The 25,504-nt window shown below is 70.7% G+C and carries 19 protein-coding genes, 1 tRNA gene and 1 pseudogene; 7 read left to right on the forward strand and 14 right to left on the reverse strand.

Annotated elements, in window-relative coordinates; translation table 11 throughout:
- Positions 1-63: 63 nt before the first annotated feature.
- Entirely contained in the window at positions 64-2,805 is a 2,742-nt protein-coding gene (gene ppc, locus NW895_RS38630) for a phosphoenolpyruvate carboxylase (protein ID WP_289941742.1), read from the forward strand.
- A 67-nt stretch (positions 2,806-2,872) separates the two neighbouring features.
- On the opposite strand, the gene NW895_RS38635 is transcribed toward ppc, so the two are convergent.
- The 8 genes and pseudogenes from NW895_RS38635 to NW895_RS38670 all read right to left on the reverse strand — a co-directional run bounded on the left by NW895_RS38635 (position 2,873) and on the right by NW895_RS38670 (position 9,230).
- Positions 2,873-3,565, reverse strand: a complete 693-nt coding sequence (locus NW895_RS38635; RefSeq protein WP_289941743.1) for an LPXTG cell wall anchor domain-containing protein — start codon at positions 3,563-3,565, stop codon at positions 2,873-2,875.
- Positions 3,566-3,698: 133 nt separating this feature from the next.
- The gene (locus NW895_RS38640; protein WP_289941881.1) at positions 3,699-4,211 is read right to left on the reverse strand and encodes a hypothetical protein; all 513 of its coding nucleotides are present in this window, start codon (positions 4,209-4,211) and stop codon (positions 3,699-3,701) included.
- 42 nt (positions 4,212-4,253) lie between these two features.
- On the reverse strand, positions 4,254-4,856 hold the full coding sequence (gene pth / locus NW895_RS38645; protein WP_289941745.1) for an aminoacyl-tRNA hydrolase: 603 nt from the start codon (positions 4,854-4,856) through the stop codon (positions 4,254-4,256).
- A gap of 74 nt (positions 4,857-4,930) precedes the next feature.
- Positions 4,931-5,527 carry a 50S ribosomal protein L25/general stress protein Ctc gene (locus NW895_RS38650; RefSeq protein WP_289941748.1) on the reverse strand — a complete coding sequence of 199 codons (597 nt, stop codon included), beginning with the start codon at positions 5,525-5,527 and terminating at the stop codon, positions 4,931-4,933.
- Positions 5,528-5,727: 200 nt separating this feature from the next.
- On the reverse strand, positions 5,728-6,708 hold the full coding sequence (locus tag NW895_RS38655) for a ribose-phosphate diphosphokinase (protein ID WP_289941750.1): 981 nt from the start codon (positions 6,706-6,708) through the stop codon (positions 5,728-5,730).
- A 135-nt stretch (positions 6,709-6,843) separates the two neighbouring features.
- Positions 6,844-8,292, reverse strand: a complete 1,449-nt coding sequence (glmU, locus tag NW895_RS38660) for a bifunctional UDP-N-acetylglucosamine diphosphorylase/glucosamine-1-phosphate N-acetyltransferase GlmU (RefSeq protein ID WP_289941752.1) — start codon at positions 8,290-8,292, stop codon at positions 6,844-6,846.
- A gap of 135 nt (positions 8,293-8,427) precedes the next feature.
- Positions 8,428-8,498 (reverse strand) — tRNA-Gln (locus NW895_RS38665).
- Between the two features lie 11 nt (positions 8,499-8,509).
- Positions 8,510-9,230: pseudogene (locus tag NW895_RS38670) on the reverse strand (hypothetical protein).
- A 167-nt stretch (positions 9,231-9,397) separates the two neighbouring features.
- On the opposite strand from NW895_RS38670, the gene NW895_RS38675 reads away from it, so the two are divergent.
- Positions 9,398-10,702 carry a histidine kinase gene (locus NW895_RS38675; RefSeq protein ID WP_289941754.1) on the forward strand — a complete coding sequence of 435 codons (1,305 nt, stop codon included), beginning with the start codon at positions 9,398-9,400 and terminating at the stop codon, positions 10,700-10,702.
- A gap of 34 nt (positions 10,703-10,736) precedes the next feature.
- Here NW895_RS38675 and NW895_RS38680 read toward each other — a convergent pair whose 3' ends face one another.
- Positions 10,737-11,231: an SUKH-3 domain-containing protein gene (locus tag NW895_RS38680; protein WP_289941756.1), complete on the reverse strand. Its 495-nt coding sequence runs from the start codon at positions 11,229-11,231 to the stop codon at positions 10,737-10,739.
- A 45-nt stretch (positions 11,232-11,276) separates the two neighbouring features.
- Positions 11,277-11,804 carry a YwqJ-related putative deaminase gene (locus NW895_RS38685; protein ID WP_289941758.1) on the reverse strand — a complete coding sequence of 176 codons (528 nt, stop codon included), beginning with the start codon at positions 11,802-11,804 and terminating at the stop codon, positions 11,277-11,279.
- A gap of 306 nt (positions 11,805-12,110) precedes the next feature.
- Here NW895_RS38685 and NW895_RS38690 point away from each other — a divergent pair, with 306 nt between their 5' ends.
- The 3 genes from NW895_RS38690 to NW895_RS38700 all read left to right on the forward strand — a co-directional run bounded on the left by NW895_RS38690 (position 12,111) and on the right by NW895_RS38700 (position 17,008).
- A complete protein-coding gene (locus tag NW895_RS38690) occupies positions 12,111-13,109 on the forward strand; it encodes an SMI1/KNR4 family protein (RefSeq protein WP_289941759.1) in 999 nt (332 codons plus the stop codon).
- Positions 13,110-13,116: 7 nt separating this feature from the next.
- Positions 13,117-15,894, forward strand: a complete 2,778-nt coding sequence (locus NW895_RS38695) for an SUKH-4 family immunity protein (RefSeq protein WP_289941760.1) — start codon at positions 13,117-13,119, stop codon at positions 15,892-15,894.
- Positions 15,895-16,120: 226 nt separating this feature from the next.
- Positions 16,121-17,008: a cellulose-binding protein gene (locus NW895_RS38700; protein WP_289941762.1), complete on the forward strand. Its 888-nt coding sequence runs from the start codon at positions 16,121-16,123 to the stop codon at positions 17,006-17,008.
- Positions 17,009-17,028: 20 nt separating this feature from the next.
- Here the strand turns inward: NW895_RS38700 and NW895_RS38705 are convergent, their stop codons facing one another.
- The 4 genes from NW895_RS38705 to NW895_RS38720 all read right to left on the reverse strand — a co-directional run bounded on the left by NW895_RS38705 (position 17,029) and on the right by NW895_RS38720 (position 21,405).
- A complete protein-coding gene (locus NW895_RS38705) occupies positions 17,029-18,609 on the reverse strand; it encodes a cation acetate symporter (protein WP_289941883.1) in 1,581 nt (526 codons plus the stop codon).
- 26 nt (positions 18,610-18,635) lie between these two features.
- Positions 18,636-19,049 carry a DUF485 domain-containing protein gene (locus NW895_RS38710; protein ID WP_289941763.1) on the reverse strand — a complete coding sequence of 138 codons (414 nt, stop codon included), beginning with the start codon at positions 19,047-19,049 and terminating at the stop codon, positions 18,636-18,638.
- A 348-nt stretch (positions 19,050-19,397) separates the two neighbouring features.
- Positions 19,398-19,886 (reverse strand): GNAT family N-acetyltransferase, encoded by a 489-nt coding sequence (locus NW895_RS38715; protein WP_289941764.1) that lies wholly within the window; start codon positions 19,884-19,886, stop codon positions 19,398-19,400.
- A gap of 22 nt (positions 19,887-19,908) precedes the next feature.
- Positions 19,909-21,405, reverse strand: a complete 1,497-nt coding sequence (locus NW895_RS38720) for an MFS transporter (protein ID WP_289941765.1) — start codon at positions 21,403-21,405, stop codon at positions 19,909-19,911.
- A 419-nt stretch (positions 21,406-21,824) separates the two neighbouring features.
- Here NW895_RS38720 and NW895_RS38725 point away from each other — a divergent pair, with 419 nt between their 5' ends.
- Together NW895_RS38725 and NW895_RS38730 are read left to right on the forward strand one after the other, a co-directional pair.
- The gene (locus tag NW895_RS38725; RefSeq protein ID WP_289941767.1) at positions 21,825-22,613 is read left to right on the forward strand and encodes an ABC transporter ATP-binding protein; all 789 of its coding nucleotides are present in this window, start codon (positions 21,825-21,827) and stop codon (positions 22,611-22,613) included.
- Positions 22,610-25,174: an FtsX-like permease family protein gene (locus tag NW895_RS38730; protein WP_289941770.1), complete on the forward strand. Its 2,565-nt coding sequence runs from the start codon at positions 22,610-22,612 to the stop codon at positions 25,172-25,174. Before NW895_RS38725 ends, NW895_RS38730 begins: the two co-directional genes overlap by 4 nt.
- Positions 25,175-25,504: the final 330 nt, after the last annotated feature.

Genomic DNA, 25,504 nt, shown 5'->3' on the forward strand with positions numbered 1-25,504 from the left:
CGCGCGAGACACCGTCCGGGTTCCCCTCCCAGACGAGCTTCAACACTGCAAGGAGCCGCACCTGTGAGCAGTGCCGACGACCAGACTGTGTCCCCGGCGACCACCAGCACCGAGCTGCGCGCCGACATCCGCCGACTGGGTGACCTCCTGGGAGAGACCCTCGTCCGGCAGGAGGGCCCCGAGCTGCTCGACCTCGTCGAGAAGGTACGCCGCCTCACCCGAGAGGACGGCGAGGCCGCCGCCGAACTGCTGCGCGGCACGGAACTGGAGACCGCGGCCAAGCTGGTCCGCGCCTTCTCCACCTACTTCCACCTCGCCAACGTCACCGAGCAGGTGCACCGCGGCCGCGAACTGCGCGCCAAGCGCGCCGCCGAAGGCGGCCTGCTCTCCCGCACGGCCGACCGGCTCAAGGACGCCGACCCCGAGCACCTGCGCCAGACGGTCCGCAACCTCAACGTCCGACCCGTGTTCACGGCCCACCCCACCGAGGCCGCACGCCGGTCGGTACTGAACAAGCTCCGGCGCATCGCCGCGCTCCTGGAGACGCCGGTCATCGACTCCGACCGCCGCCGCTACGACACCCGTCTGGCCGAGAACATCGACCTCGTATGGCAGACGGACGAGCTGCGCGTCGTACGCCCCGAGCCCGCCGACGAGGCCCGCAACGCCATCTACTACCTCGACGAGCTGCACGCCGGCGCCGTCGGCGACGTCCTCGAAGACCTGACGGCCGAGCTGGAACGCGTCGGCGTCAAGCTCCCCGACGACACCCGCCCCCTCACCTTCGGCACCTGGATCGGCGGCGACCGCGACGGCAACCCCAACGTCACCCCCCAGGTCACCTGGGACGTCCTCATCCTCCAGCACGAGCACGGCATCAACGACGCCCTGGAGACCATCGACGAACTCCGCGGCTTCCTGTCCAACTCCATCCGCTACGCCGGCGCCACCGACGAACTCCTCCAGTCCCTCCAGGCCGACCTGGAACGACTCCCCGAGATCAGCCCCCGCTACAAGCGCCTCAACGCCGAGGAGCCCTACCGGCTCAAGGCCACCTGCATCCGGCAGAAGCTGGAGAACACCAAGCAGCGCCTCGCCAAGGGCACCCCGCACGAGCCCGGCCGCGACTACCTCGGCACCAGCGAACTGCTGAGCGACCTGCGCATCATCCAGGCCTCCCTGCGCGAACACCGCGGCGGCCTCTTCGCCGACGGCCGCCTCGCCCGCACCATCCGCACCCTCGCCGCCTTCGGCCTCCAGCTCGCCACCATGGACGTCCGCGAACACGCCGACGCCCACCACCACGCCCTCGGCCAGCTCTTCGACCGCCTCGGCGAGGAATCCTGGCGGTACGCCGACATGCCCCGCGAGTACCGCGCCAAGCTGCTCGCCAAGGAACTCCGCAGCAGAAGGCCCCTCGCCCCCACCCCCGCACCCGTGGACGCCGCCGGCGAGAAGACCCTCGGCGTCTTCCAGACCGTCAAGCGCGCCCTGGAGGTCTTCGGCCCCGAGGTCATCGAGTCGTACATCATCTCCATGTGCCAGGGCGCCGACGACGTCTTCGCGGCGGCCGTGCTGGCCCGGGAAGCGGGCCTCATCGACCTGCACGCCGGCTGGGCCAAGATCGGCATCGTGCCGCTGCTGGAGACCACCGACGAACTGAAGGCCGCCGACACCATCCTGGAGGACATGCTCTCCGACCCGTCCTACCGGCGCCTCGTCGCGCTCCGGGGCGACGTCCAGGAGGTCATGCTCGGCTACTCCGACTCCTCCAAGTTCGGCGGCATCACCACCAGCCAGTGGGAGATCCACCGGGCACAGCGGCGCCTGCGCGACGTGGCCCACCGGTACGGCGTACGTCTGCGGCTGTTCCACGGCCGCGGCGGCACCGTCGGCCGCGGCGGCGGCCCCACCCACGACGCCATCCTCGCCCAGCCCTGGGGCACCCTCGAAGGCGAGATCAAGGTCACCGAACAGGGCGAGGTCATCTCCGACAAGTACCTCATCCCCTCCCTGGCCAGGGAGAACCTGGAACTGACCGTCGCCGCCACCCTCCAGGCCTCCGCCCTCCACACCGCGCCCCGCCAGTCCACCGAAGCCCTCGCCCGCTGGGACGCCGCGATGGACGTCGTCTCCGACGCCGCCCACGCCGCCTACCGCCGCCTCGTGGAGGACCCCGACCTGCCGACGTACTTCCTCGCGTCGACGCCGGTGGACCAGCTCGCCGACCTGCACCTGGGCTCCCGGCCCTCCCGCCGCCCCGGCTCCGGCGTATCGCTCGACGGCCTGCGCGCCATCCCCTGGGTGTTCGGCTGGACCCAGTCCCGGCAGATCGTCCCCGGCTGGTTCGGCGTCGGCTCCGGACTCAAGGCACTGCGCGAAGCCGGCCTCGACACCGTGCTCGACGAGATGCACGAGCAGTGGCACTTCTTCCGCAACTTCATCTCCAACGTCGAGATGACCCTCGCCAAGACCGACCTGCGCATCGCCCAGCACTACGTCGACACCCTCGTCCCCGACGAACTGAAGCACGTCTTCGACACCATCAAGGCCGAACACGAACTGACCGTCGCCGAGGTCCTGCGCGTCACCGGCGAACAGGAACTGCTCGACGCCCAGCCCGTCCTCAAGCAGACCTTCGCCATCCGGGACGCCTACCTCGACCCCATCTCCTACCTCCAGGTCACCCTGCTCAAGCGCCAGCGCGACGCCGTCGCCGCAGGCGAAACCCCCGACCCGCTGCTCTCCCGCGCCCTGCTGCTCACCGTCAACGGCGTCGCGGCAGGCCTCCGCAACACCGGCTGACCGCCGCACACCACATGAGGGTGCCCCCGGGCCTCGTACGAGCCCGGGGGCACCCTCACGCGCTTCGTCAGCCCCGGTCCGCCCTACGGCGCCGGACGGCCAGGTAACCACCCGCCGCCAGCAGCGCGGCCGCGACGCCCGACAGCACGCCCACCGGGGCACCGTTGCCGGTCTCCGCCAGGTCACCCTCCGAGCCGCCCCCCGCCGACGGCGACGAGGACACGGACGGATCCGAACCCTCCGCCGGCGACGACGAGCCCGCAGACGCCGACGCCGTCACCGAACCCGACGGCGAGGCCGACGCGGACGGAGACGACGGGGACGACGACGGCGAAGCGCCGCCCCCCGCCCCGTCTTCACAATCCGACCAGAACACCTTGTGCTTGGCGGCGCCCTTCTCGCCGTCGAATTTCCAGAACAACTTGTAGTGACCGTCGGGCAGCGACAGATCCCCCGTACGGCCATGACCCTCGCCGTCGAGGGCGATGGCGCCGGACTTCACCGTCTCGCCCTTCGTCGCGGCCGTCGGAGCCCAGGCCTCGATGTGCCAGTCGACCTGCTGACCGCCGTCAAAACCGAAGGCGTCCAGGTAGAACGTGCACACATGCGGATCGTTGCGCCGCAACTCCTCGCCGGTACCGGCGTCATGGATCTTGACGGTCCCGTTGTCACCCGGAGCCGTGGCATGAGCGGCCGGCGCGATGAGGAACGCCGCCGAAGCGACGGCGGACACCGCGCCGACGCGGATGAGGGTTCGCATGAAGCAGTCCATCTTCGAGAGGTGAAACGGAAGATGTGGAGGGGGCGGCTCAGCTTCCAGTACCGACGGGTAGCCGGTCAATCACAAACAAGCAACAGTCGTCCTCCACAGATATGAAGAACGCGCGAACCCCTCAGACAGTCACGAAAGCAGCCGTCAGCAACGCGAACCCCGCCGCCAGCAACACCCACGCCGCCCGCGACAACCGCAGGCCCCCCGCCACCACCACCGACGCCAGCAACAACGCCCCACCCAACGGAACCCACGCGTACAGAACCCCGGCCGGCCCCGAACGCACCACGTCATCACTGCCCGGCTTCACGACGACCGTGTACGTCTCCCCCTTGCGCACCGCCACCGTGTCCTCGATGACCACCTGCCGCCGCGCCTGCGACCCCGCCGACATCGGCGTGTACGGCCCCGAACAGACATCCCCGGCACACCGCGTCACCTCGACCGTGCCCTGCTCCCGCCCCTTGGTGAGCATCACATGCTGCGCCGTCCCCCACGACGCCCACACGCCCGCGATCAGAATCAGCACCGCGACCGTCCCCATCGCCGCGACCCGGCCGAACCGCAGCACGGCGAACGAGGCCTGACGGGAGGAGACCGAGGAGAGGGCAGTGACAGGCATGGCCGGGATCATTGGCCATACCCGCACGGCTGGTCAACTCCCGGGGGTGCCACCTCAGGAGTTGTAGGTACCCTGCGCCCGCTCCAACCCCTCGATCACCAGACACTCCACCGCATCCGCCGCCCGGTCCACGAAGTAACCCAGCTCCTTGCGCTCGGAAGAGGAGAAATCCCTCAGCACGAAGTCGGCAACCGGCATCCGGCCCGGAGGACGCCCGATCCCGAAACGCACCCGGTGATAGTCCGACCCCAACGCCTTCGTGATCGACTTCAACCCGTTGTGCCCGTTGTCCCCGCCACCCAGCTTCAGCCGCAGCGCCCCGTAGTCGATGTCCAGCTCGTCATGAACCGCCACGACATTCGCCACCGGCACCTTGTAGAAGTCCCGCAACGCCGTCACCGGCCCACCCGACAGATTCATGTACGACAGGGGCTTGGCGAGGATCACCCGCCGGTTCAACGGCCCCGGCGGCCCGACCCGGCCCTCCACCACCTGCGCCTGCGCCTTCCCGTGCCGCTTGAACCTCCCGCCGATCCGCTCCGCCAGCAGATCCACCACCATGAACCCGACGTTGTGCCGGTTGCCGGCGTACTCGGGGCCCGGGTTGCCCAGCCCGGCGATCAGCCAGGGAGCACCCGCATCGGTCGTCACGTCCATGTCTCCTTCATACGCGTCGGCCGCTGCCCCACGGGAACAGCGGCCGACGAACCGTCGAAAGCGGTCGGCGAGGATCAGGCCTCGGCGACCTCTTCGCCCTCGCCCTCGGCGCCCTCCGGCGCCTCCTCGGCCTGAGCCGCCAGCACCTGCAGCACCACCGCGTCCTCGTCCACGGCCAGCGTCACACCGTTCGGCAGAGCGATGTCCTTGGCGTGGATCGAGGCACCGGCCTCCAGACCCTCGACGGAGACGGTGACGTGCTCCGGGATGTGCGTGGCCTCGGCCTCGACCGGCAGCGCGTCCAGGACGTGCTCCAGCAGGTTGCCACCCGGCGCCAGCTCACCCTCGGTGTGCACCGGGATGTCGACGTTGACCTTCTCGCCGCGCTTCACCAGCAGCAGGTCCACGTGCTCCAGGAAACCCTTGATCGGGTCACGCTGCACGGACTTCGGAATCGCCAGCTCGCGCGTCTTGCCGTCGATGTCCAGCGAGATCAGCACGTTCGGCGTACGCAGCGCCATCAGCAGGTCGTGACCCGGGAAGGTCAGGTGCAGCGGGTCCGAACCGTGCCCGTACAGCACACCCGGAACCTTGTCCTCACGACGGATACGACGCGCGGCACCCTTACCGAACTCGGTGCGCGACTCGGCGGTGAGCTTCACCTCAGACATGATCACTCCTCGTAGAAAGCTGAGAACGGACGTGGTCACCCGGCCACGAACGGCCTGCTACGAAGAGCGCGTCGATAACGGACCGCCGTACGAGCCTCTTCCGAAGCGGTACGGCCTCCCTCGCCGAGCAACTGCAGCAGTCTACTCGGCGAGGGAGGCCGCACCCAAAACGATCTTTCAGCGGATCCTCCGCCGAACCCTTACTGCTCGTCGAACAGGCTCGTCACCGAACCGTCCTCGAACACCTCACGCACCGCGGACGCGATGGTCGGCGCGATCGACAGCACCTTGATCTTGTCCAGGTCCTCGCTCAGCTCACCCGGCGTCGGCAGCGTGTTCGTGAACACGAACTCACTCACCCGCGAGTTCTTCAGCCGGTCCGCCGCCGGACCGGACAGCACACCATGCGTCGCCGTCACGATGACGTCCTCCGCACCGTGCGCGAACAGCGCGTCCGCCGCGGCGCAGATCGTGCCACCCGTGTCGATCATGTCGTCGACCAGGACGCAGATACGGCCCTCCACGTCACCGACGACCTCGTGCACCGTCACCTGGTTCGCCACGTCCTTGTCGCGCCGCTTGTGCACGATGGCCAGCGGCGCACCCAGACGGTCGCACCACCGGTCCGCCACCCGCACCCGACCCGCGTCCGGCGACACCACCGTCAGCTTCTCCCGGTCCACCTTGGCGCCCACATAGTCCGCCAGCAGCGGCAGCGCGAACAGGTGATCGACAGGTCCGTCGAAGAACCCCTGGATCTGGTCCGTGTGCAGATCCACGGCGAGAATCCGGTCCGCACCCGCCGTCTTCATCAGGTCCGCGATCAGACGCGCCGAAATAGGTTCACGTCCCCGGTGCTTCTTGTCCTGCCGCGCGTAACCGTAGAACGGCACGATGACCGTGATGGAGCGAGCCGACGCACGCTTCAGCGCGTCGATCATGATCAACTGCTCCATGACCCACTTGTTGATCGGAGCCGTGTGGCTCTGGATCAGGAAACAGTCCGCACCACGCGCCGACTCCTGATACCGCACATAGATCTCGCCGTTCGCGAAGTCGAAGGCCTTCGTCGGGACAACCCCGACACCCAGCTGGTGGGCGACCTCCTCGGCAAGCTCGGGGTGTGCGCGGCCGGAGAAGAACATCAACTTCTTCTCGCCGGTCGTCTTGATCCCGGTCACAGCACTTTCTCCTCAGAGGTGTCGCAGCTGGGTGTCGAGAAGCCGTCCCCGCTGGAAGCGGGCGGCCGTCTCAGCTGGTGGGGGTGCGGGTATGCACTTATCACCGTACGCCGTGTTCGGCGCGCCGGTTTCCGGTCAGCCTTCGCCTTCCGACTCCCGGGAAGCCGCCTCGGCCGCCTTCGCCGCAGCACTCCCCGGACGCTTACGAGCCACCCAACCCTGGATATTCCGCTGCTGACCACGGGCCACGGCCAGCGAACCGGGCGGCACGTCCTTCGTGATCACCGAACCGGCGGCCGTGTACGCACCATCCCCGACCGTGACAGGCGCCACAAACATGTTGTCCGAACCGGTACGGCAGTGAGAGCCGATGGTCGTGTGGTGTTTGTCCTGTCCGTCATAGTTCACGAAGACACTGGCGGCACCGATGTTGCTGTACTCACCGATCGTCGCGTCACCGACGTAGGAGAGATGGGGCACCTTGGTGCCCTCCCCGATGGAGGCGTTCTTCGTCTCCACATACGTGCCCACCTTCGACTTGAGCCCGAGACGGGTACCGGGACGGAGGTAGGCGTACGGGCCGACGGACGCCTGAGGCCCGACCTCGGCGCCGACGGAGACCGTGTTGTCCACGCGGGCCCCGGCACCCACCCGGGTGTCGGTCAGACGGGAATGGGGCCCCACCTCCGACCCCTCGGCGAGATGCGTGGAGCCGTGCAGCTGGGTCCCCGGGTGCACGACGACGTCCTGCTCGAAGGTGACGGTCACGTCGACCCACGTCGTCGCCGGATCGACCACGGTCACGCCGGCCAGCATCGCCCGGGTCAGCAGCCGGTCGTTGAGAATCCGACGCGCCTCGGCGAGCTGCACCCGGTTGTTGATACCGGCGATCTCCCGGTGGTCACCGGCCACCGACGCGCCGACGCGGTGACCGGCCTCGCGCAGGATGCCCAGGACGTCGGTCAGGTACTCCTCGCCCTGACTGTTGTCCGTACGGACCTTCCCCAGGGCGTCCGCCAGAAGCTGCCCGTCGAACGCGAACACCCCGGAATTGATCTCCCGGATCGCCCGCTGCGTGTCGGAGGCGTCCTTGTGCTCCACGATCGCGGTCACGGCACCGTTCGCCTCGTCGCGGATGATCCGGCCGTAACCGGTCGCGTCCGGCACCTCGGCCGTCAGCACGGTGACGGCGTTGCCGTCGGAGGCGTGGGTCGCGGCGAGGGACTGGAGCGTCTCACCGGTGAGGAGGGGGGTGTCACCGCAGACGACCACGACGATCCCGTCGACGGACCCGCCCAGCTCCTCGAGACCCATCCGAACGGCGTGCCCGGTACCGCGCTGCTCCGCCTGTACGGCGGTGCGCACCTCGGGGGCGATGCCGGCGAGGTGCGCGGTGACCTTCTCACGGGCGTGCCCCACGACTACGACAAGGTTCTCGGGCTGCAGCTCACCGGCGGCGGCGAGTACGTGGCCCACCAGGGAACGGCCACAGATCTCGTGCAGGACCTTCGGTGTGGCCGACTTCATACGGGTGCCCTCACCCGCTGCGAGAACGACGACGGCTGCCGGGCGAATGGCGCTCACGGGGTTGCCCTTCGGCTGTGGATGGGGGAGGGGTTGACATCCGCAGGATACCGGGGGGTTTTGTGGGGGAGATGGGTGCGGGCCCTGACCGGGGGTTGCCGGTCAGGACCCGAACCGAGTTTTGCGTTCTGTGAGCTCCCGGAGAAGGATTCGAACCCTCATTCAACGGACCAAAACCGTTTGTCCTACCCTTAGACGATCCGGGATTATTTGCCCGCTATGTCCGATTCGGTTGATCGGCTTCGCGTACGGACTCCACTATGCCGTACCAAGAGCCTTCGATGCGACGGTACAACTCGGCACCCTTCAGGACTTTGATGACCAAGCAACCCCGGTAGCAATCGCCGATGTTCTTGCGCACCGTCTTGGGGTTGTGCTTCTTGAGGGTCGTCTTGTTGAACGCCGAGCTGTCGGCGCCGACGAGGTCGGCCCAGTACTGCTCAGCGCCTGCGACGTCCGCACTCTCGTGAATCATGACGGTGTAGCGGAGGCGCTCGCGCTCGACTCCGAGCAGGTCGAGCCAGGCCAGGAAGACCTGGACCATGCTGGGGTCGCTGTTGACGAAGGTGACGTTCTCGCGGCGGTCGTACGGCTTGTCCTTGCCGCCCTCGGCCCAGTAGGGGCCCGCTCCGGCTTCGGCAGATCCCGCACCCACAACGAGATGGAACTCTTCGAGCACCCCGGCTCCACCTGGATCTGGTCGTACGTCCAGCCCTGCAGCCGCAGCTCCCTCGCCTTGTCCCGCAGGTCGTCCTTCGCGTTCGGGCGCCTGGTCCATTCGGGCGGCGCTCGCCCTCAAGGAGGCGGTTGAGGCGGTCGTTGTTGTCGACGTGCAGCCGGTCGCGGATCCGGCGTCGGCTGAGTCCCGCCCGCCGCAGCGCGACCGCCCGCTCCCACAATCCCTCGAAGTCCGCGTACTTGCCATGGGAATGTGCCATGAACATACCGTCCGGACGGAATGATCGGTTCCGGGGTCGAACGGTGTGCGAATCAGCAGTTCGAGGGATTTCGGGGCGTATCGCTGTCGTTCGGTCACGGAGTGTGGTGTGGACCAGTGCGGGAAACTCGCCGGAAAAGTGGCGACCGGCGCCCGTAGGCTGGAGTCATGACCACGACGGGGGAAGACCACGCGGCGGCCCGGGGCGGGCCATGGTGGTGGGCCAGACGGCGCAGTGCGGTGCTCGATGTGAGCCTGGGTGTCGTGTCCGCGTTGGAGTGCGGGTTCGAGGGCGTTCCGTTCGCCCGGGATGCGGGGCTCCCCGCGTCGGTGGGGATCGTGTTCGGGCTGCTGGCCGGGTCCGTGCTGGTGGTGCGGCGGAAGTGGCCCGTCGCCGTCGTGCTGGTGGCGATCGCCATCACCCCGGCTCAGATGGGTTTCCTGATGGGGATCGTCGGGCTGTACACGCTGGCCGCTTCCGAGTTGCCGCGGCGGATCATCGGCTCGCTGGCCGGGATGTCGTTGGTCGGCACGCTGGTCGTGACGTTCGTGCGGGTGCGGCAGGACATGGCGCGGGGGGATCTGACGCTCGGGGACTGGTTCGTGCCCTTCGCCTCCATCACGACCTCGCTCGGGCTGACCGCTCCGCCCGTGTTGCTGGGGTTGTACGTCGGGGCCCGGCGGCGGCTCATGGAGAGCCTGCGGGAGCGGGCGGACAGTCTTGAGCGGGAGTTGCAGCTGCTGGCCGAGCGGGCGGAGGAGCGGGCCGAGTGGGCCAGGGGCGAGGAGCGGACCCGGATCGCCCGGGAGATGCATGACGTCGTCGCGCATCGGGTGAGTCTGATGGTGGTGCATGCGGCGGCGCTGCAGGCGGTGGCCCGGAAGGATCCCGAGAAGGCTGTGAAGAATGCCGCGCTGGTGGGTGACATGGGGCGGCAGGCGCTGACGGAGTTGCGGGAGATGCTGGGTGTGCTGCGCAGTGGTGGGGGTGACGCGGCGCGGCGGGAGCGGGCTGCGGTGCCGTTGGCCGCGGTGGGGGTGGCGGCGGCCGCGGCGGCTTCTCGGGCGGTGGATGAGGAGGGCGGGCCTTGTCTGGATGAGATCGACGAGTTGATCGGGCAGTCGGCTGCCGCGGGGATGGTGGTCGATCTGTCCGTCGAGGGGGATGTGCGGTCGTATGCGCCGGAGGTCGAGCAGACGGCGTATCGGGTGGTGCAGGAGGCGCTGACGAACGTGCACAAGCATGCGGCGGGCGCGAAGACGTATGTGCGGCTCGCGCATCGGGTGTCGGAGATCGCGATGCAGGTGGAGAACGAGCCGCCGCCGGAGGCGGCGTCGTCGGCGCGGTTGCCGTCCGGGGGGAACGGGCTGGTGGGGATGAAGGAGCGGGTGGCCGCGCTGGGTGGGGTGTTCGTGTCGGGGCCGACGGACGCGGGGGGTTTTCGGGTGTCGGCGGTGATTCCGGCGTCGTAGGCGCCGTGGGTGTCGTGGGGGCCGGTGGGTGGGGTCAGCCCGCGGTGAGGCGTACGGGTTCGATGCCTGCGACGAGGGTGGCCAGGGCCTGGTCGATGTCGGGGCCGAGGTACCAGTCGCCGGTGTGGTCGAGGGTGTAGACGCGGCCTTCGGTGTCGATGGCGAGGAGTGCCTGGGTGTCGGTTTCGGCGCCGAGGGGGCTGACCTCGGTGCCGAGGGCGCGGCCGAGGTCGCCGAGGGTGCGGGCCATGTGGAGGCCGTGGAGGGGGTCGAGGTGGAGGGCGGCGGGGGCGATCTGCCGTCCGGGGCCGGTGGGGGTGATGTGGAGGCCGCCGAATTCGGCCCAGGCTTCCACGGCGGCGGGGAAGACGGCGTGGCGGTGTCCGGCGGGGGAGGTGTGGTCGCGCAGGACGTCGGCCCAGATTTCGGCTTGTTTGATGTCCCAGCGTCCGGGTTGCCAGCCGGCGGCGCGCAGGGCGGCGTCGACGGGGACGGGGAAGCGGGTGGTGGAGGTGCGGTCGGTGTGCATCTGCCCTTCGATCGTCGGTGCTTACGGGACGTGCGGGGGTGGGTTTCAGCTGTCGGTGGTGGGGTCGACGATGCGGACGCCGAAGTGGGCGCTGAGGGCGGTGCAGGCGCGGCAGGGTGCGGCGAAGCTGCCGTGGAGGGGGTCGCCGTCCTCGCGGATGCGGCGGGCGGTGAGTTTGGCCTGTTTGAGGGCTTTGCGGGCTTCGCCGTTGGTCATGGGTTTGCGGGCGGCGCGTTTGCTGCGGGCGGCGTCGGCTGCGGTGATGTGGCGTGAGATGAGGATGGTTTCGGCGCAGCGGCCGGTGAAGCGGTCGCGTTGGCCGCTGGTGAGGGTGTCGAGGAAGTCCTGCACGAGGGGGTGCAGGGTGGGGGGCTGGTCGCCGCGTGCGGCGGTGCCGGTGAGGGTGGCGCCGCGGACGGAGAGGGCGGCGGCGATGGTGGGGAGTATGCCGTCGCGGCGGTGGTGGAGGGTGGGGGTGTGGGGGGTTTCGGTGGCGCTCCAGCCGATCCGGGGGTCGCCGGTTCGGGGGTCGCCGGGCGTGCCGTTGTGTGGTCCCGTCTGTGTCACGTTCATGATCGCCTTCCCCTCCTGCGCATCCCCCCGGAGGTGACAGAGTGCCAAATGGGGAGGGTGGTGGGGAAGCTGGGGCGGTGGGAAACGCCCCGGTCGGGGCTGGCTGTCACGGTGGGGTGACGGCTGGTCACGGGTGGGTGGGGCTGCTTGACCGGTGCCGGTGACCGGGGTGGTCGTACCGCTTAGGCTGTCGGCACCGCGTTCCATGCGGTTGACGTGTGGAGACGGACGTGACAGTCGATACGGGTCGTAGCGTGCCAGAGGTGGTCGTACGGGCCGTACAGAATGCCGCAGGGGGCAACCGCCATGACGACAGGTCGGCTCGGGCAGCAAGCCGCGCCGCCGAACGCGGCCTATGCCGGGCAGGTCGTGCATTTCCCGGATCCGGTCCGGGCGGCCCGTCATCCGAGGGGGGTGCGGGTGGACGAGCGTGGTTTCCCCGACTTCTCGCCCTATGCGCGGGCGGCGGCGGAGATCGCGGAGCCGCCGGAGGGGTTCGGGGTCGACGAGTTGCGGTTGACGGACTATGTGTCGGCGAACGCGGTGCTGGCGGCGTCGGGGCACGAGTTGTGGGACACGGTGCCGGCGGTGGCGACGCCCCACGGCTGGACGTGGCATCACGTGGCGGGTTCGCGTCGGCTGGAGTTGGTGCCGGTCGAGGTGAAGGCGTTGTTGCGGCATCACGGTGGGATCGCGACGGCTGCGGTGGATCAGGGCAAGCGGGGGACGCGGCCGCTGCAGGAGACGCGTCCGGCGCATTTCGGGCTGCCGAAGTCGGGTGTGGCGGTGACGGAGCAGCAGGTGCTGGGGGTCGAGGAGGATCTGGGGTATCGGTTGCCGGGTGCGTACCGGTCGTTCCTGAAGGCGGCGGGTGGGTGTGCGCCGGTGGGGACGGCGCTGGACGCGGAGTTGGGGTTGCTGGTGGACCAGCCGTTCTTCACGGTGCGGGAGGAGGCGGCGGTCAATGATCTCGTGTACGTCAACAAGTGTCTGCGGGATCACTTGACGAAGGATTACCTCGGGGTCGCTTTCATCCAGGGCGGTCTGCTGGCGGTGAAGGTGAGGGGGGACCGGGTCGGTTCGGTGTGGTTCTGTGCGTACGACGATGTGCGGGACGTGGATCCGTCGTGGCCGCCGGCGGAGCGGGTGGAGCGGTTGCTGCTGCCGTGTGGCGATGATTTCGATGTGTTCCTGTCGCGGTTGGCGGGGTCTCCGCCGGAGTTGGAGACCGTGGCGAATCTGATGGTGGACGGCGGGTTCGCGCGTGCCGTTGCGGTCTCTTCCGTCTCTTCCGTGGGGGAGTGAGCTGGCGATGGTGACGTTCGCGCAGGCGCAGGAGCGCGCGGAGGAGTGGATCAACGGTGATGTGCCGTCGTACCAGCATCGTGAGGTGCGGGTGCGGGAGTTCGAGCTCGGGTTCGTGGTGTGGGCGGAGGACCGTGCGGACGGGCCGCGTTCGGACGGGGGCGCGCAGCGGCTGGTGATCGCGCGGGACAGCGGTGAGGCGACGCTGTGGCCCGGGTTGCCGGTGGGTGAGGTGATTCGCCGGTACGAGGAGGAGTACGGCCGTCCGGAGGCGGGCGGTGAGCCGGCGTCGGCGCCTGCGGCGCGGGTGGATCTGAATCAGACGTCGTTCCTGCTGAGTCCGCCGGAGTGGTTGCAGGAGGCGGCGGACAAGCTGGGGATTCCGGATCGGCGGGACGAGGGCGCCGGTGCGGCGTCCGGTGCTTCCGGGGAGCTTCCGCGGACGCAGGCGGGGGTGCCTGCCGGGGGCGCGGCGGCTGGTGCGCCCGGGAGTGGTGAGTCGTGGCCGGCTGCCGGGGCGGGCGACTCGGGAGCGGGTGCGGGGGCGCCTGGCGGGTCCGGTGCGCCTGCCGCGCCTGCCGGGGCGACGCCGTGGGCGGGTACGGACACCACTGCGGACGCCGGTGAGGACCGTTCCGTGCCGTTGCCCGAGACCGTGTTCGCGCCGCCGTTGAGCGGCGCCGACGACGACACCCCGGCGCCGCCCGCGGCGGCGCCGGATGCGAAGACGGCGCTGATGTCGGGGGGCAGTCAGCTTCCGCCTACGGCGGTGGCGCCGGCGGTCGACGATCGGCATGCGCCGGGGGCGCCGGGTACGCCGCCGCCCGCGGCTGCCGGGCCCGGGTACGGGTACCCGCCGGGGCCTGGCGGTGGGGCGGTGCCGGGTACGCCGCCGCAGGGTGTGCCTCAGGGGAGTACGCCTCCGCCGGGGGTGCCGCAGGGGCAGGGTGGTGCCGGTGCGCCGGGGCGGCCGCTCGCGCCGCATGCCGGGGACATCGCCGATGCCGCGACCAGCAAGGCGGCGCCGCCGCCGCGTCGGGGGCGGGGCGCGGGTGCGGTTCCGCCGCCTCCGCCGGGTGCGCCGGGGACGCCGGGTGCGCGGCCGGGGAGTACGCCGCCTCCGCCGTCCGGGCCGGGTGCGCCGGGAACGCCGGCGGGCGGGTACGTGCCGACGCAGTTCGTCTCGGCGCTGGAGCCCGATGGTCCTGAGGGGCCGGGTACGCCGCCGCCTGGTGCGCCGAATCCGCCCGGGGCGCCGGGTGCGCCGCAGCCTCCGGGGGCTCCGCAGCCGCCCGGTGCGCCGAACGCGCCCGGTGGTACGCCTCCGGGTGGGGTTCACCACGCCGCGACCATGCTTGCCGACCCCGGTCGGCCGGGCGGGGTCCCGCAGCCTCCGCAGCCTCCGGGGGCTCCCGGTGCCCCGGGGACGCCTCCGCCGCCGCAGGCTCCCGGTGCGCCCGGCGCTCCGCAGCCGCCCGGCGCGCCTGGTGCTCCCGGCGCTTCAGGGGGCGCGCGCGGTGCTGTTCACCATGCCGAGACCGTGCTGGCCGCGCCCCCGGTGGGCGCCCCCGGTACGCCTCCCCCGCCGCAGCCCCCCGGCATGCCCGGTGCGCCGCAGCCTCCGGGTGCCCCGGGTGCCCCGGGTATGCCTCCGCCGCCGCAGGCCCCCGGCGTGCCCGGCGGGCAGGGTGGGCCCGGCGCTCCGCAGCCGATGCCTCCGCAGCCGATGCCTCCGGGGCCGATGCCGCCTCCGGGTGCGCCCGTGCCCGGGCCGCCGCCGGCGTACGGCTATCCGCAGCAGCCGACCGGTCAGCCGACCGTCGGCCCCGGCTACCAGGCCGTGTTGCGCTACCGCGCGCAGGACGGGTCCGAGCAGCAGCTGATCCGGCGCTCGGCGCCGGGTACGCCGCACCCGGAGTGGCAGATCTTCCACGAGCTGCGGGCCATGAACGTGCCGCCGGACCAGGTGCTGGAGCTGCACACGGAGCTGGAGTCGTGCCAGCTGCCGGGTGCGTACTGTGCGCGGATGATCCGGGAGCAGTGGCCGCAGGCGCGGATCACGAGCATCGCCCCGTACGGCACGGATCATGCGAGCCGGCAGCAGGGGATGCAGCAGCTGCTGGCGCATCAGGGCGAGTTGCACCAGGTGGCGGACGGTCCGGCGCGTCCGGCTCCGGTGCGGGTGCCGGTGCCGCCGGTGCAGCCCGCGCCGCCGGTGCCGCCGGAGGGCGTCGCGCAGGAGCTGGCGGGCGCGTTCGGGCCGGGTGTGTTCCGGTTCGAGCAGGCCGCGGTGTCCCGGCAGGGCGTGCCGCCGATCGTGGCGCACACGCTGGTCGTGGCGGGCCTGCCGATGGACATGGGTCCGTTCTTCTGGGCGCAGGCCCAGCCGGGGCGGCCGGTGCCGACGCTGGCGGAGCTGGCGGCCGAGCGCGGGGTGCAGCCGGCGTCGGACGCGGGCTCGTACCTGGTCATGGGGACCGACTTCGGCAAGGCGATCTGCGTGCAGTACGGGACGGCGAACATCGTCGCCGTGCCGGTGGAGGCCGGGCCGGGCGGTGCTCCCGTCCCGCCGCAGTTCGTGAACACCGGTCTGCCGGAGTTCGTGCGCTGTCTGGCGTTGCTGGGGCGGATGTGGCGGCTGAGGTTCGGGCTGAACCAGGAGCAGGCGGGTCGCTGGACCGTCGACTTCCAGGCCCAGTTGGCCTCCTTGGACCCGGCGGCGCTGGGGTCGCCGGACAGCTGGTGGTCGGTACTGCTGGAGCAGATGTGGGACGGGCTGCTGTGATGCCCCGCCGTCGTCGCTGACGTGTTCGGCCGGATGCCGGACCCGGTCCTCCGACCGGGTCCGGCATTTCTTTTTTCCGGAGCCGGTGCCGGACGCGTTGCGGGACGAGGGCCCTTGCGCGGAGTGTCTGTTATGCACACTTCCGTCTGATCCATCAAGATGTGCGCGACATGGTCGTAGACGTCGTCGCATCGGACGGAACAACGGACGGGACAGGGGTTCCAGGATGAGCAGCGGATCAGTGTCGCCTCATGGCTTCGTGGCTGTTCGGGGGCGGGGGTACCGCCCTGAGCAGGTCGACGCGTATGCCGCGGCCCTCTCCCGGAATCGTGACGCCGCCTGGGAGAGAGCCGCGCGGCTCACCGTCCTCGCCCGGGAGATGGGGGAGGAGCTGGCGCGGCTGCGGGAGGCGGCGGCGCAGCTCGCTCCGCAGACGTACGAGACGCTCGGGGAGCGGGCGCGGCGGATCCACGAGCTCATGCAGGAGGAGGCCGCGGCGCTGCGGGAGAGCGCGCGGTGCGAGGCGGAGCGTCTGGTGGGGGAGGCCGAGGAGTACGCGACCGGCGTACGGGAGGCCGCGCAGGCGTACGCGGACACCGTGCGCGCCGAGGCCGACGAACGGTGCCGGCAGCGGCTGCTCGCGGCCGGGGCGGAGGCCGACGAGATCCGGGGCGAGGCCCGGCGGGAGGTGAAGGAGAGCCGGGGGGAGGCGATGGGCGCGTTGCGTGAGATGCGCAAGCGCACCTCCGGGATGCTGGCCGAGCAGGCCAAGGAGCATGCCGAGCGGTGGGCCGAGGCCGAGCGGGAGGAGGCCGAGCGGGTCGCCGCGCTTCAGGCGCGTGAGGCGGAGCTGCTGGCGCGGGCCGAGGAGGCGCTGGCCGACGCGCAGCAGGCCTTGGCCGACGCCGAGGACTCGGCTCGGCGTCGGCAGGAGGAGGCGCGGGCCCGGGCGGCGGAGGTCCTCGCGCAGGCGCGGGTGCGGGAGGAGCGGATCGCCCGGGAGACGGAGCGGGTGCTCCGGGAGCACGGGGAGTCGTGCGAGGTCGTGCAGGCGCACATGGACCATGTGCGCCAGAGTCTGAGTACGTTGATGCAGCAGGCGGCGATGGAGTGACGTGCCGCCGAGTGCGGTGTTCAGGCCCTCCTGCGTGCCGCCCCGGCGAGGATCCAGCCCTCCACGGCTTCGTACTGCCGGCGCTGTTCCGCGGCCTTCTGCCGGCCGGAGGCCATCGTGCCCAGCCAGCCGCAGGCGAAGCCCAGCGGGATCGACACCAGGCCCGTGGTGGTGAACGGGAACCAGTTGAAGTCGGCGTCGGGGAAGGCGGAGAGGGGGGAGCCGGATACCAGGTTCGTGCCCGGCATCAGCAGCAGGACCGCCAGGGAGCCGCCGATGAGCGTGCTGAGCAGGCCGGTTCGGGTGTAGCGGCGCCAGAAGAGGCTGTAGACCAGCGCGGGGGCGATGGCCGATGCGCCCAGGCAGAAGGAGAGCGTCACCAGGGGCTGGAGGCTGTGGTGCTGGACCAACGTGGCCAGCAGGATCGCCGGGACGCCGACCGCGAGCGCCGAGACGCGGGCCAGGGTCATCTCCCGGCGCGGTGACATCTCCCGCACGCGCGCCGCGAACACGTCGTGGGCGAGGGAGTTCGCGCAGGCCAGGATCATGCCGGCGACGGAGGCGAGCAGAGTGAGGAAGATCGCCGTGGTGACGGTGGTGAACAGGAAGGTCTCCGTGGTGGACACGGCCGGCCCGAACGCGGCCTGCGAGCCGAGCAGGTAGGCGGTGTTGCCCCGCGGGTCCGCCTGCGCGATCACCGCCCGTCCGATCAGTGCCGTCGCGCCGCATCCGACGACCGTGATGACGAGCACGAACAGCGCCACGCTCGACACCGCCCACGACATCGAGCGGCGCACCTGGCGGGCGCTGGAGGCGGTGTACATGCGCATGGTGACGTGCGGCAGGCAGGCGCCGCCGAGGACCACCGTCAGCTGCGAGGTGATCATGTCCAGGCGGGGGTTGGGGCCGTGGGCGAACTGCAGGCCCGACTCCAGGAAGGCGGGGCCGACGCCGCTCTTCGCCGCTGCCGCGTCGAACAGGGCGCCCGGGTCCCAGTCGAAGCGGTTCAGGATCAGTACGGCGACCACCGCTCCCGAGCCGAGCAGCATGATCATCTTGAGGATCTGGATGAGGGCGGTGCCCTTCATGCCGCCGATCGCCGCGTAGCTGATCATCAGGGCGCCCACTCCGATGATGCAGCCCGTCTGGAGCGTGTCGCCGCCGAAGCCGAGGAGGAACGCGAGGAGTTGGCCCGTGCCGGCGAGTTGGACCAGCATCAGCGGCACCAGGGCGGTGATGGTCACCGCGCAGGCGGCGATGCGGACGCTGCGGCCCGGCATGCGGCGGGTCAGGGCGTCGCCCATGGTGAAGCGGCCGGCGTTGCGCAGGGGTTCGGCCAGCAGGAACATCAGCAGCATCAGCGACAGGGCGGTGCTGAGCGCGAGGACGATCCCGTCGTAGCCGAACAGGGCGATCACGCCGCCCGTGCCGAGTACGGTCGCGGCGGAGATGTAGTCGCCGGCGATCGCCAGGCCGTTGCGCATAGGGGACAGGGAGTTGTAGCCGGTGTAGAACTCGTCGAGGTCGTCGCGGTCGGGGCCGGTCATCACGCACAGCAGCAGCGTGATCGTCGCGACGGCCGAGAAACCGACGAGGGACATCGCCTGGGCGTTGCCGCTGAACTCCGTCACCGTGCCGCCTCCCGCCTGGCCGGCTTGGCGTCCAGTGCGGCTTGCCTGCGGATGCGGTCGGCGAGCGGGTCGACGTAGCGGCGGGCGGTGTGCTCGTACAGGGCGATGGCCAGCCAGGTGACGGGGAGTTGGAGCAGGGCCAGCAGGAGGCCGGTGGGGAGTCCGTCGGTGACGCTGGTCGTCATGACGGAGGGGGCGAACGCGGAGAGGATCAGGAACAGGGTGAAGTAGCCGAGTGCGGTGAGGGTGGCGGTGCGGCGCTGCCGGCGGTAGGCGCTGCGCAGGATTCTGAGGTCGCTGTGGTGGCCCAGTGGGGGGTGAGGCGGGAGTGGGGGCCCAGGGGGTTGCCAGGGATAGGTGGCGTACGGCGGGGAGGCGTCGTGCGGGGGCGGGTACGGGTTGAAGGACATCCCGGTGCTCCTTGCGCGGCTCGGGTCCGGTGCGGCGGACCGCAGGGAGGTGGGGGGTGCGAGTCACGCACGCTACTCGGGTGGCCGGAAGCGCGCGACGGTTTCGACAAACTGAGTGGTCGGTATGCGCTTGCTCATGCCTGCTGCGGCCTGTGCGGGGTGGGTGGGGGTGCGTGTTGCGCCTGGTGTCCCCTGCTCGCCGTGGGCGGGTGCGGGTGGGCGGGAACTGGGGGTACCCCCTGCTCGAAGAGCTTGGGGGAGGCACCCCGTCGCGCCGGGCTGCACAACCCCGCCCGGTCACCGCAGCGCCGGATACGCCGTACACGACGGGTACGCGCAGTTCACAGGTCAGCCGCCGAGGTGTGCGCGTCGGTAGCGGAGGCCGGGGCGGTTGTCGAGGGTGATGTCCTGCACGGCGGTGAAGGCGTTGCGTTCGAGGACCGTTCGGGACGCCGGGTTGTCCAGCGTCGTGACCGCCATGAGGGAGACGAGCCCGTACGCCGTGGCGGCCAGCCGGCAGGCCTGTGCGACCGCTGCCGTCGCCACGCCCCGCCCCGCCGCGCGTTCGCCGATGCGGTAGCCGAGTTCGGCGCAGCCGTCCTCGACGTCGATGAGGTTGACCCGGCCGATGAGGGCGCCCGCGTCGTCGAGGACGACATGGAAGTGGCAGACACCGGCCTCCTGTTCGGCCAGCCGGGCCCTGTGGAGGGCCGCGAACTGCGCGAAGTAGGCGTCGCCGCGGTCCGGTACGGAGCGGGCGAAGTACGCGCGGTTGTCCCGCTCGAAGGCCAGCAGGGCGTCCGCGTGGTCGGCGCGCAGGCGTTCCAACGTCAGCATGGTGCGGCAGCATACGGACGGCTCAGTCCTTGAGCACCGGGAATTTCCGCGGCGCCAGCACCAGCAGCACCAGGAACGCCAGTGCGGCCGCGCACGCCGCGCCCAGGTAGACGGCGTGGACCGCGTCGGCGATCGCACGCCGCGTCGCCTCCGGGGCGGTGCCCGCGTCCAGTGCCCGCGTCACCGAGTCGAGGTCGCTCGCGCCGCCCAGCCGCGCGGCCAGTACGCCGTTGGCGACCGCGCCGAAGACGGACGCGCCGATCGTCTGGCCCGTCTGGCGGCAGAAGAGGACGGACGCGGTCGTCGTACCCCGCTCGGACCACCCCACCGTCGACTGGACGCCGACGATGAGCGGGAGCTGGAACAGGCCCAGGGCGGCGCCCAGCAGCAGCATGAGCAGGGCCGGCTGCCAGGCCTCGCCGGGGCAGGGGAGGAAGGGGAAGGCGAAGAGGATCAGGGCCGCCGCGCCGATGCCGAGCATCGCCGTGTCGCGGAAGCCGATCCTGCGGTAGACGTGCTGGCTGAGGGCTGCGGACACCGGCCAGCTCAACGTCCATACGGAGAGGACGAATCCGGCGGCCACCGGGGCGAGGCCGAGGACCGACTGGGCGTACGTGGGCAGGAAGACCGTGGGGGCCACCATCAGCAGGCCCAGCGCGCCCAGGGCGAGGTTGACCGCGGCGATCGTACGGCGGCGCCACACCCAGCCGGGGATGATCGGGTCCGGTGCGCGGCGCTCCACCACGAAGACCGTGACCGCCAGTGCGAGTCCTGCGGTGAGCAGGGCGAGTGAGGGCGGCGACAGCCACGGCCACGCCACGCCGCCCTGCACCAGGGCGGTGAGCAGGATGCCGCCGCAGGCGAAGACGGCGAGTGCCCCTGCCCAGTCGACACGCGCGCGCGTGCCGGTGGTTGTCCGTTCCGGCTCGTGCAGGTGACGGACGATCAGCCACAGGGCGACCGCGCCGATCGGCAGGTTGACCAGGAAGATCCAGCGCCAGTCGGCGTACGCGGCCAGCACCCCGCCCAGGCCCGGACCCGCGACCGCCGACACCGCCCACACCGTGGACAGTTTGGACTGGATCTTCGGGCGGTCCTTGAGGGGGTACAGGTCGGCGGCGAGCGTCTGCACCGTGCCCTGCAGCGCGCCTCCGCCCAGGCCCTGCACGATGCGGAAGGCGATGAGCGCGGCCATGTTCCACGCCAGCGCGCACAGCAGGGAGCCCAGCAGGAACAGCGCTGCCCCTGCGATGAGGACCGGTTTGCGGCCGAAGGTGTCGGAGAGCTTGCCGTAGACGGGGAGGGTGACGGTCACGGCCAGCAGGTAGCCGGAGAACAGCCAGGAGAAGACGGAGAAGCCGCCCAGGTCGCCGACGATCTGCGGGACGGCCGTGGAGACGATGGTTGAGTCGAGCGCCGCCAGCGCCATCGCGAGCATGAGGGCGGCGACGACGGCGCCGCGGCGACTGGTGGCGGACTGCTTTGTGGTGTCGAGTGCCGCAGGTCTCGTACCGCCCACCGGTCCCCTTCCCCGTGCCCCTTGCAGCTATCTGCCGACGGACAGCTTCCCACTTGACCCTGACGTCGCGGGAGGGTGGAGCCTGAGTGGACCGAGAGGTGGAGCGGACCCCGAGAAGGGCTCCCCCCGTCGGTGGACTGCCCCTAGGGGTACCTCCGTACTACGGCTCGGGGAGGGTTCGTACCGGCGGAGGATGAGACGGGACCGGCGCCGTCCTTAACCTGGCTTTACGCCGTCGGGGGGCGGTGTACCGCAGCTGTGGGGGTGGGGTTTTCCCCAGGAAAAGAGTGCGCTGAACACCAGCGCGCCGGGCCCTGTCCGGCGACGAGACTCATCGGCGTACCGCTTCGACCGAGCAGCACGCAGGGCGGGTTCGCGGATCCGCCTGCTCATCTGATGACCGACATAGGAGACTTACGATGACATCGGCCGTGACCATTCCCAGGCACGGGGGCACTGGAGGGCGTACGGCCGTTGCCGCGCGGGCGCGGCAGGTCGTGAAGGCGTACGGGGCCGGGGAGACCCGCGTCGTCGCCCTCGACCACGTCGACGTGGACATCGCCCGCGGCCAGTTCACCGCGATCATGGGGCCTTCGGGGTCCGGCAAGTCCACGCTGATGCACTGCCTGGCCGGGCTGGACACCGTCACCAGCGGCAAGATCTACCTCGACGAGACCGAGATCACCGGCCTGAAGGACAAGAAGCTCACCCAGTTGCGCCGGGACCGGATCGGCTTCATCTTCCAGGCCTTCAACCTGCTGCCGACGCTGAACGCGCTGGAGAACATCACGCTGCCCATGGACATAGCGGGCCGTAAGCCGGACCAGCAGTGGCTGGCGCGGGTCGTGGACACCGTCGGGCTCGGCGGGCGGCTCAAGCACCGGCCGACCCAGTTGTCCGGCGGCCAGCAGCAGCGTGTCGCGGTGGCGCGGGCGCTCGCGGCCCGGCCCGAGATCATCTTCGGGGACGAGCCGACCGGAAACCTCGACTCCCGCGCGGGCGCCGAAGTACTGGGCTTCCTGCGCCGGTCCGTGGACGAACTGGGGCAGACCATCGTGATGGTCACCCACGACCCGGTGGCCGCCTCGTACGCGGACCGGGTGCTGTACCTGGCGGACGGCCGCATCGTCGACGAGATGCACCAGCCCACCGCCGAGCAGGTCCTGGACCGCATGAAGGACTTCGACGCCCGGGGACGTACGTCATGACCGTCCTGAAGACCTCGATGCGCAACTTCCTCGCGCACAAGGGACGCATGGCGCTGTCGGCCGTGGCCGTGCTGCTGTCGGTGGCGTTCGTGTCGGGGACGCTCGTGTTCACCGACACCATGAACACGACGTTCGACAAGCTCTTCGCCGTCACCTCCTCCGATGTGACGGTCAGCCCGAAGGAGGCCAGGAGCGAGGAGACCGCGCAGAACGGCGTGCCGGAGTCGATGCCGGCGTCCGTGCTGGAGCAGGTCCGCCGGGCCGAGGGCGTCAAGTCCGCCGAGGGTGCGGTCGGTTCGGCGAACGTGACCGTCGTCGACAGCGACAACAAGAACATGGGGTCCACCAACGGGGCCCCCACGTTCGCCGGGAACTGGACGAAGAACGACCTGCGGTCCATGGAGATCACCTCCGGTCACGCCCCGCGCGGCCCCACCGAGGTGATGGTCGACGCCGACACCGCCGACAAGCACGGCCTGGAGCTCGGTGACGAACTGCGCACCATCGCGCAGACCGGTGACTTCACGGCGAAGATCGTCGGCATCGCCACCTTCAAGGTGACCAACCCCGGTGCCTCCGTCGTCTACTTCGACACGGCCACCGCGCAGCGCGAACTCCTCGGCGCCACCGGCCGGTTCACCCAGCTCAACATCACCGCCGCGTCCGGGGTCTCCGACGAGCGGCTCAAGCGGAACGTCTCCCAGGCGCTGGACGGCTCGTTCAAGATCCAGACGCAGCAGGAGAACGCCGACGAGAACCGCCAGGACGTCGGCGAGTTCATGAACGTCATCAAGTACGCCATGCTCGGCTTCGCCGGGATCGCGTTCCTGGTCGGCATCTTCCTGATCATCAACACCTTCTCGATGCTGGTCGCCCAGCGGACGAGGGAGATCGGCCTGATGCGGGCCATCGGCTCCTCCCGCAAGCAGGTCAACCGCTCGGTGCTGGTCGAGGCGCTGCTCCTCGGCGTCGTCGGCTCGATCCTGGGCGTCGGCGCGGGCGTCGGCATCGCCGTCGGACTGATGAAGCTCATGTCGATGGCCGACATGAACCTCTCCACGGACGACCTGACCGTGAAGACGACCACCCCGGTGATCGGCATGATCCTCGGCGTCGTGGTCACCGTGCTCGCCGCCTACCTGCCGGCCCGCCGCGCCGGCAAGGTCTCCCCGATGGCCGCACTGCGCGACGCCGGAACACCGGCCGACGGCCGGGCCGGATGGGTGCGCGGTCTGATCGGCCTGGTGCTCACCGGCGCCGGCGCCTTCGCCCTGTACGCGGCGGGCACCGCCGACAAGGCGAAGGACGGCTCCCTGTTCCTCGGCGGGGGCGTGGTGCTGTCCCTGATCGGCTTCGTCGTCATCGGCCCGCTGCTGGCGGGCGGGGTCGTGCGGGTGATCAGCGCGGTACTGCTGCGGGCCTTCGGACCCGTGGGCCGCATGGCGGAGCGCAACGCCCTGCGCAACCCGCGCCGCACCGGCGCCACGGGCGCGGCCCTGATGATCGGCCTGGCCCTGGTGGCCTGCCTGTCGGTGGTCGGCTCCTCGATGGTCGCCTCGGCCACCAGCGAACTGGACAAGTCCGTCGGCGCCGACTTCATCGTCGAGGGCGGCCAGCGGATCGTCCCGCAGGCCGAGAAGGCGATGCGGGAGACGCCCGGCCTCGCCCACGTCACCCGCTACAAGATGCTCGACGCCACGCTGACCTCGCCCGACGGCAAGACCGAGGACGACGGCATCACGGCCGCCGACCCGACGTACGCCCAGGACCTGCGCCGCCCCACGACGGCGGGCAGCCTCTCGGCCGCCTACGGCAAGGACGCCATGTCGGTCGGCTCGGAGTACGCCAAGAAGCACGGCGTGCACGTCGGCGACACCATCACCGTGGCCTTCAAGGGCGGCGAGACGGCGAAGCTGAAGGTCGCCGCCATCACCGACGACGACACCGCCCTCGACCAGGGCGCCCGCTACATCAGCATCGCGACGATGCAGAAGTACCTGCCCGCGGACAGGATCCCGCCCAACACGATCATGTTCGCCGAGGCCAAGGACGGCCAGGAGGAGCAGGCCTACGCGGCCCTGAAGAAGTCCCTGGACCGGTACCCGCAGTACCAGGTCCGTGACCAGACCGACTACAAGGAGGAGCTGAAGGACCAGATCGGCCAGCTGCTGAACATGGTCTACGGCCTGCTGGCCCTGGCGATCATCGTGGCGGTCCTCGGTGTGGTCAACACCCTGGCCCTGTCGGTGGTCGAGCGGACCCGCGAGATAGGCCTCATGCGCGCCATCGGCCTCTCCCGCCGTCAGCTGCGCCGCATGATCCGCATGGAGTCCGTGGTCATCGCCCTCTTCGGCGCCCTGCTGGGCCTGGGCCTGGGCATGGGCTGGGGCGCCACCGCCCAGAAGCTGCTCGCCCTGGAGGGCCTGAACGTCCTCGACATCCCCTGGCCGACGATCATCGGCGTCTTCATCGGCTCCGCCTTCGTGGGCCTGTTCGCCGCCCTGATCCCGGCGTTCCGCGCGGGCCGCATGAACGTCCTGAAGGCGATCGCCACGGAGTAGCCATCACGGGCGGGGAGACCCGGCGCCGAGAAGCCACGGGGGGCTTCTCGGCGCCGGCTGTTCTCAGTGCCGGCCGGTATTAACTCAGCCCGTCCGGCGTTTGAGGACGAGGCCGTCCAGGCCGAAGCGGGGTCTGGGGGCGCAGCTCCCAGCGGGGTCCAGGGGCAGAGCCCCTGGCGGGGTCCGGGGCAGCGCCCCGGGACGGGACGGGTAGGGGCGGCGGGGGCGAAAAACGTTCGACGCCGCCCGGAACGCCCGGCACCCGAAGAACGCACGTTATCCACAGCCCCCGACGCACGCCGGCGCAGCGTCGTACGCTGGACACCCCCG

The sequence above is a fragment of the Streptomyces sp. S.PNR 29 genome, assembly GCF_030386795.1.
Taxonomy (GTDB): domain Bacteria; phylum Actinomycetota; class Actinomycetes; order Streptomycetales; family Streptomycetaceae; genus Streptomyces.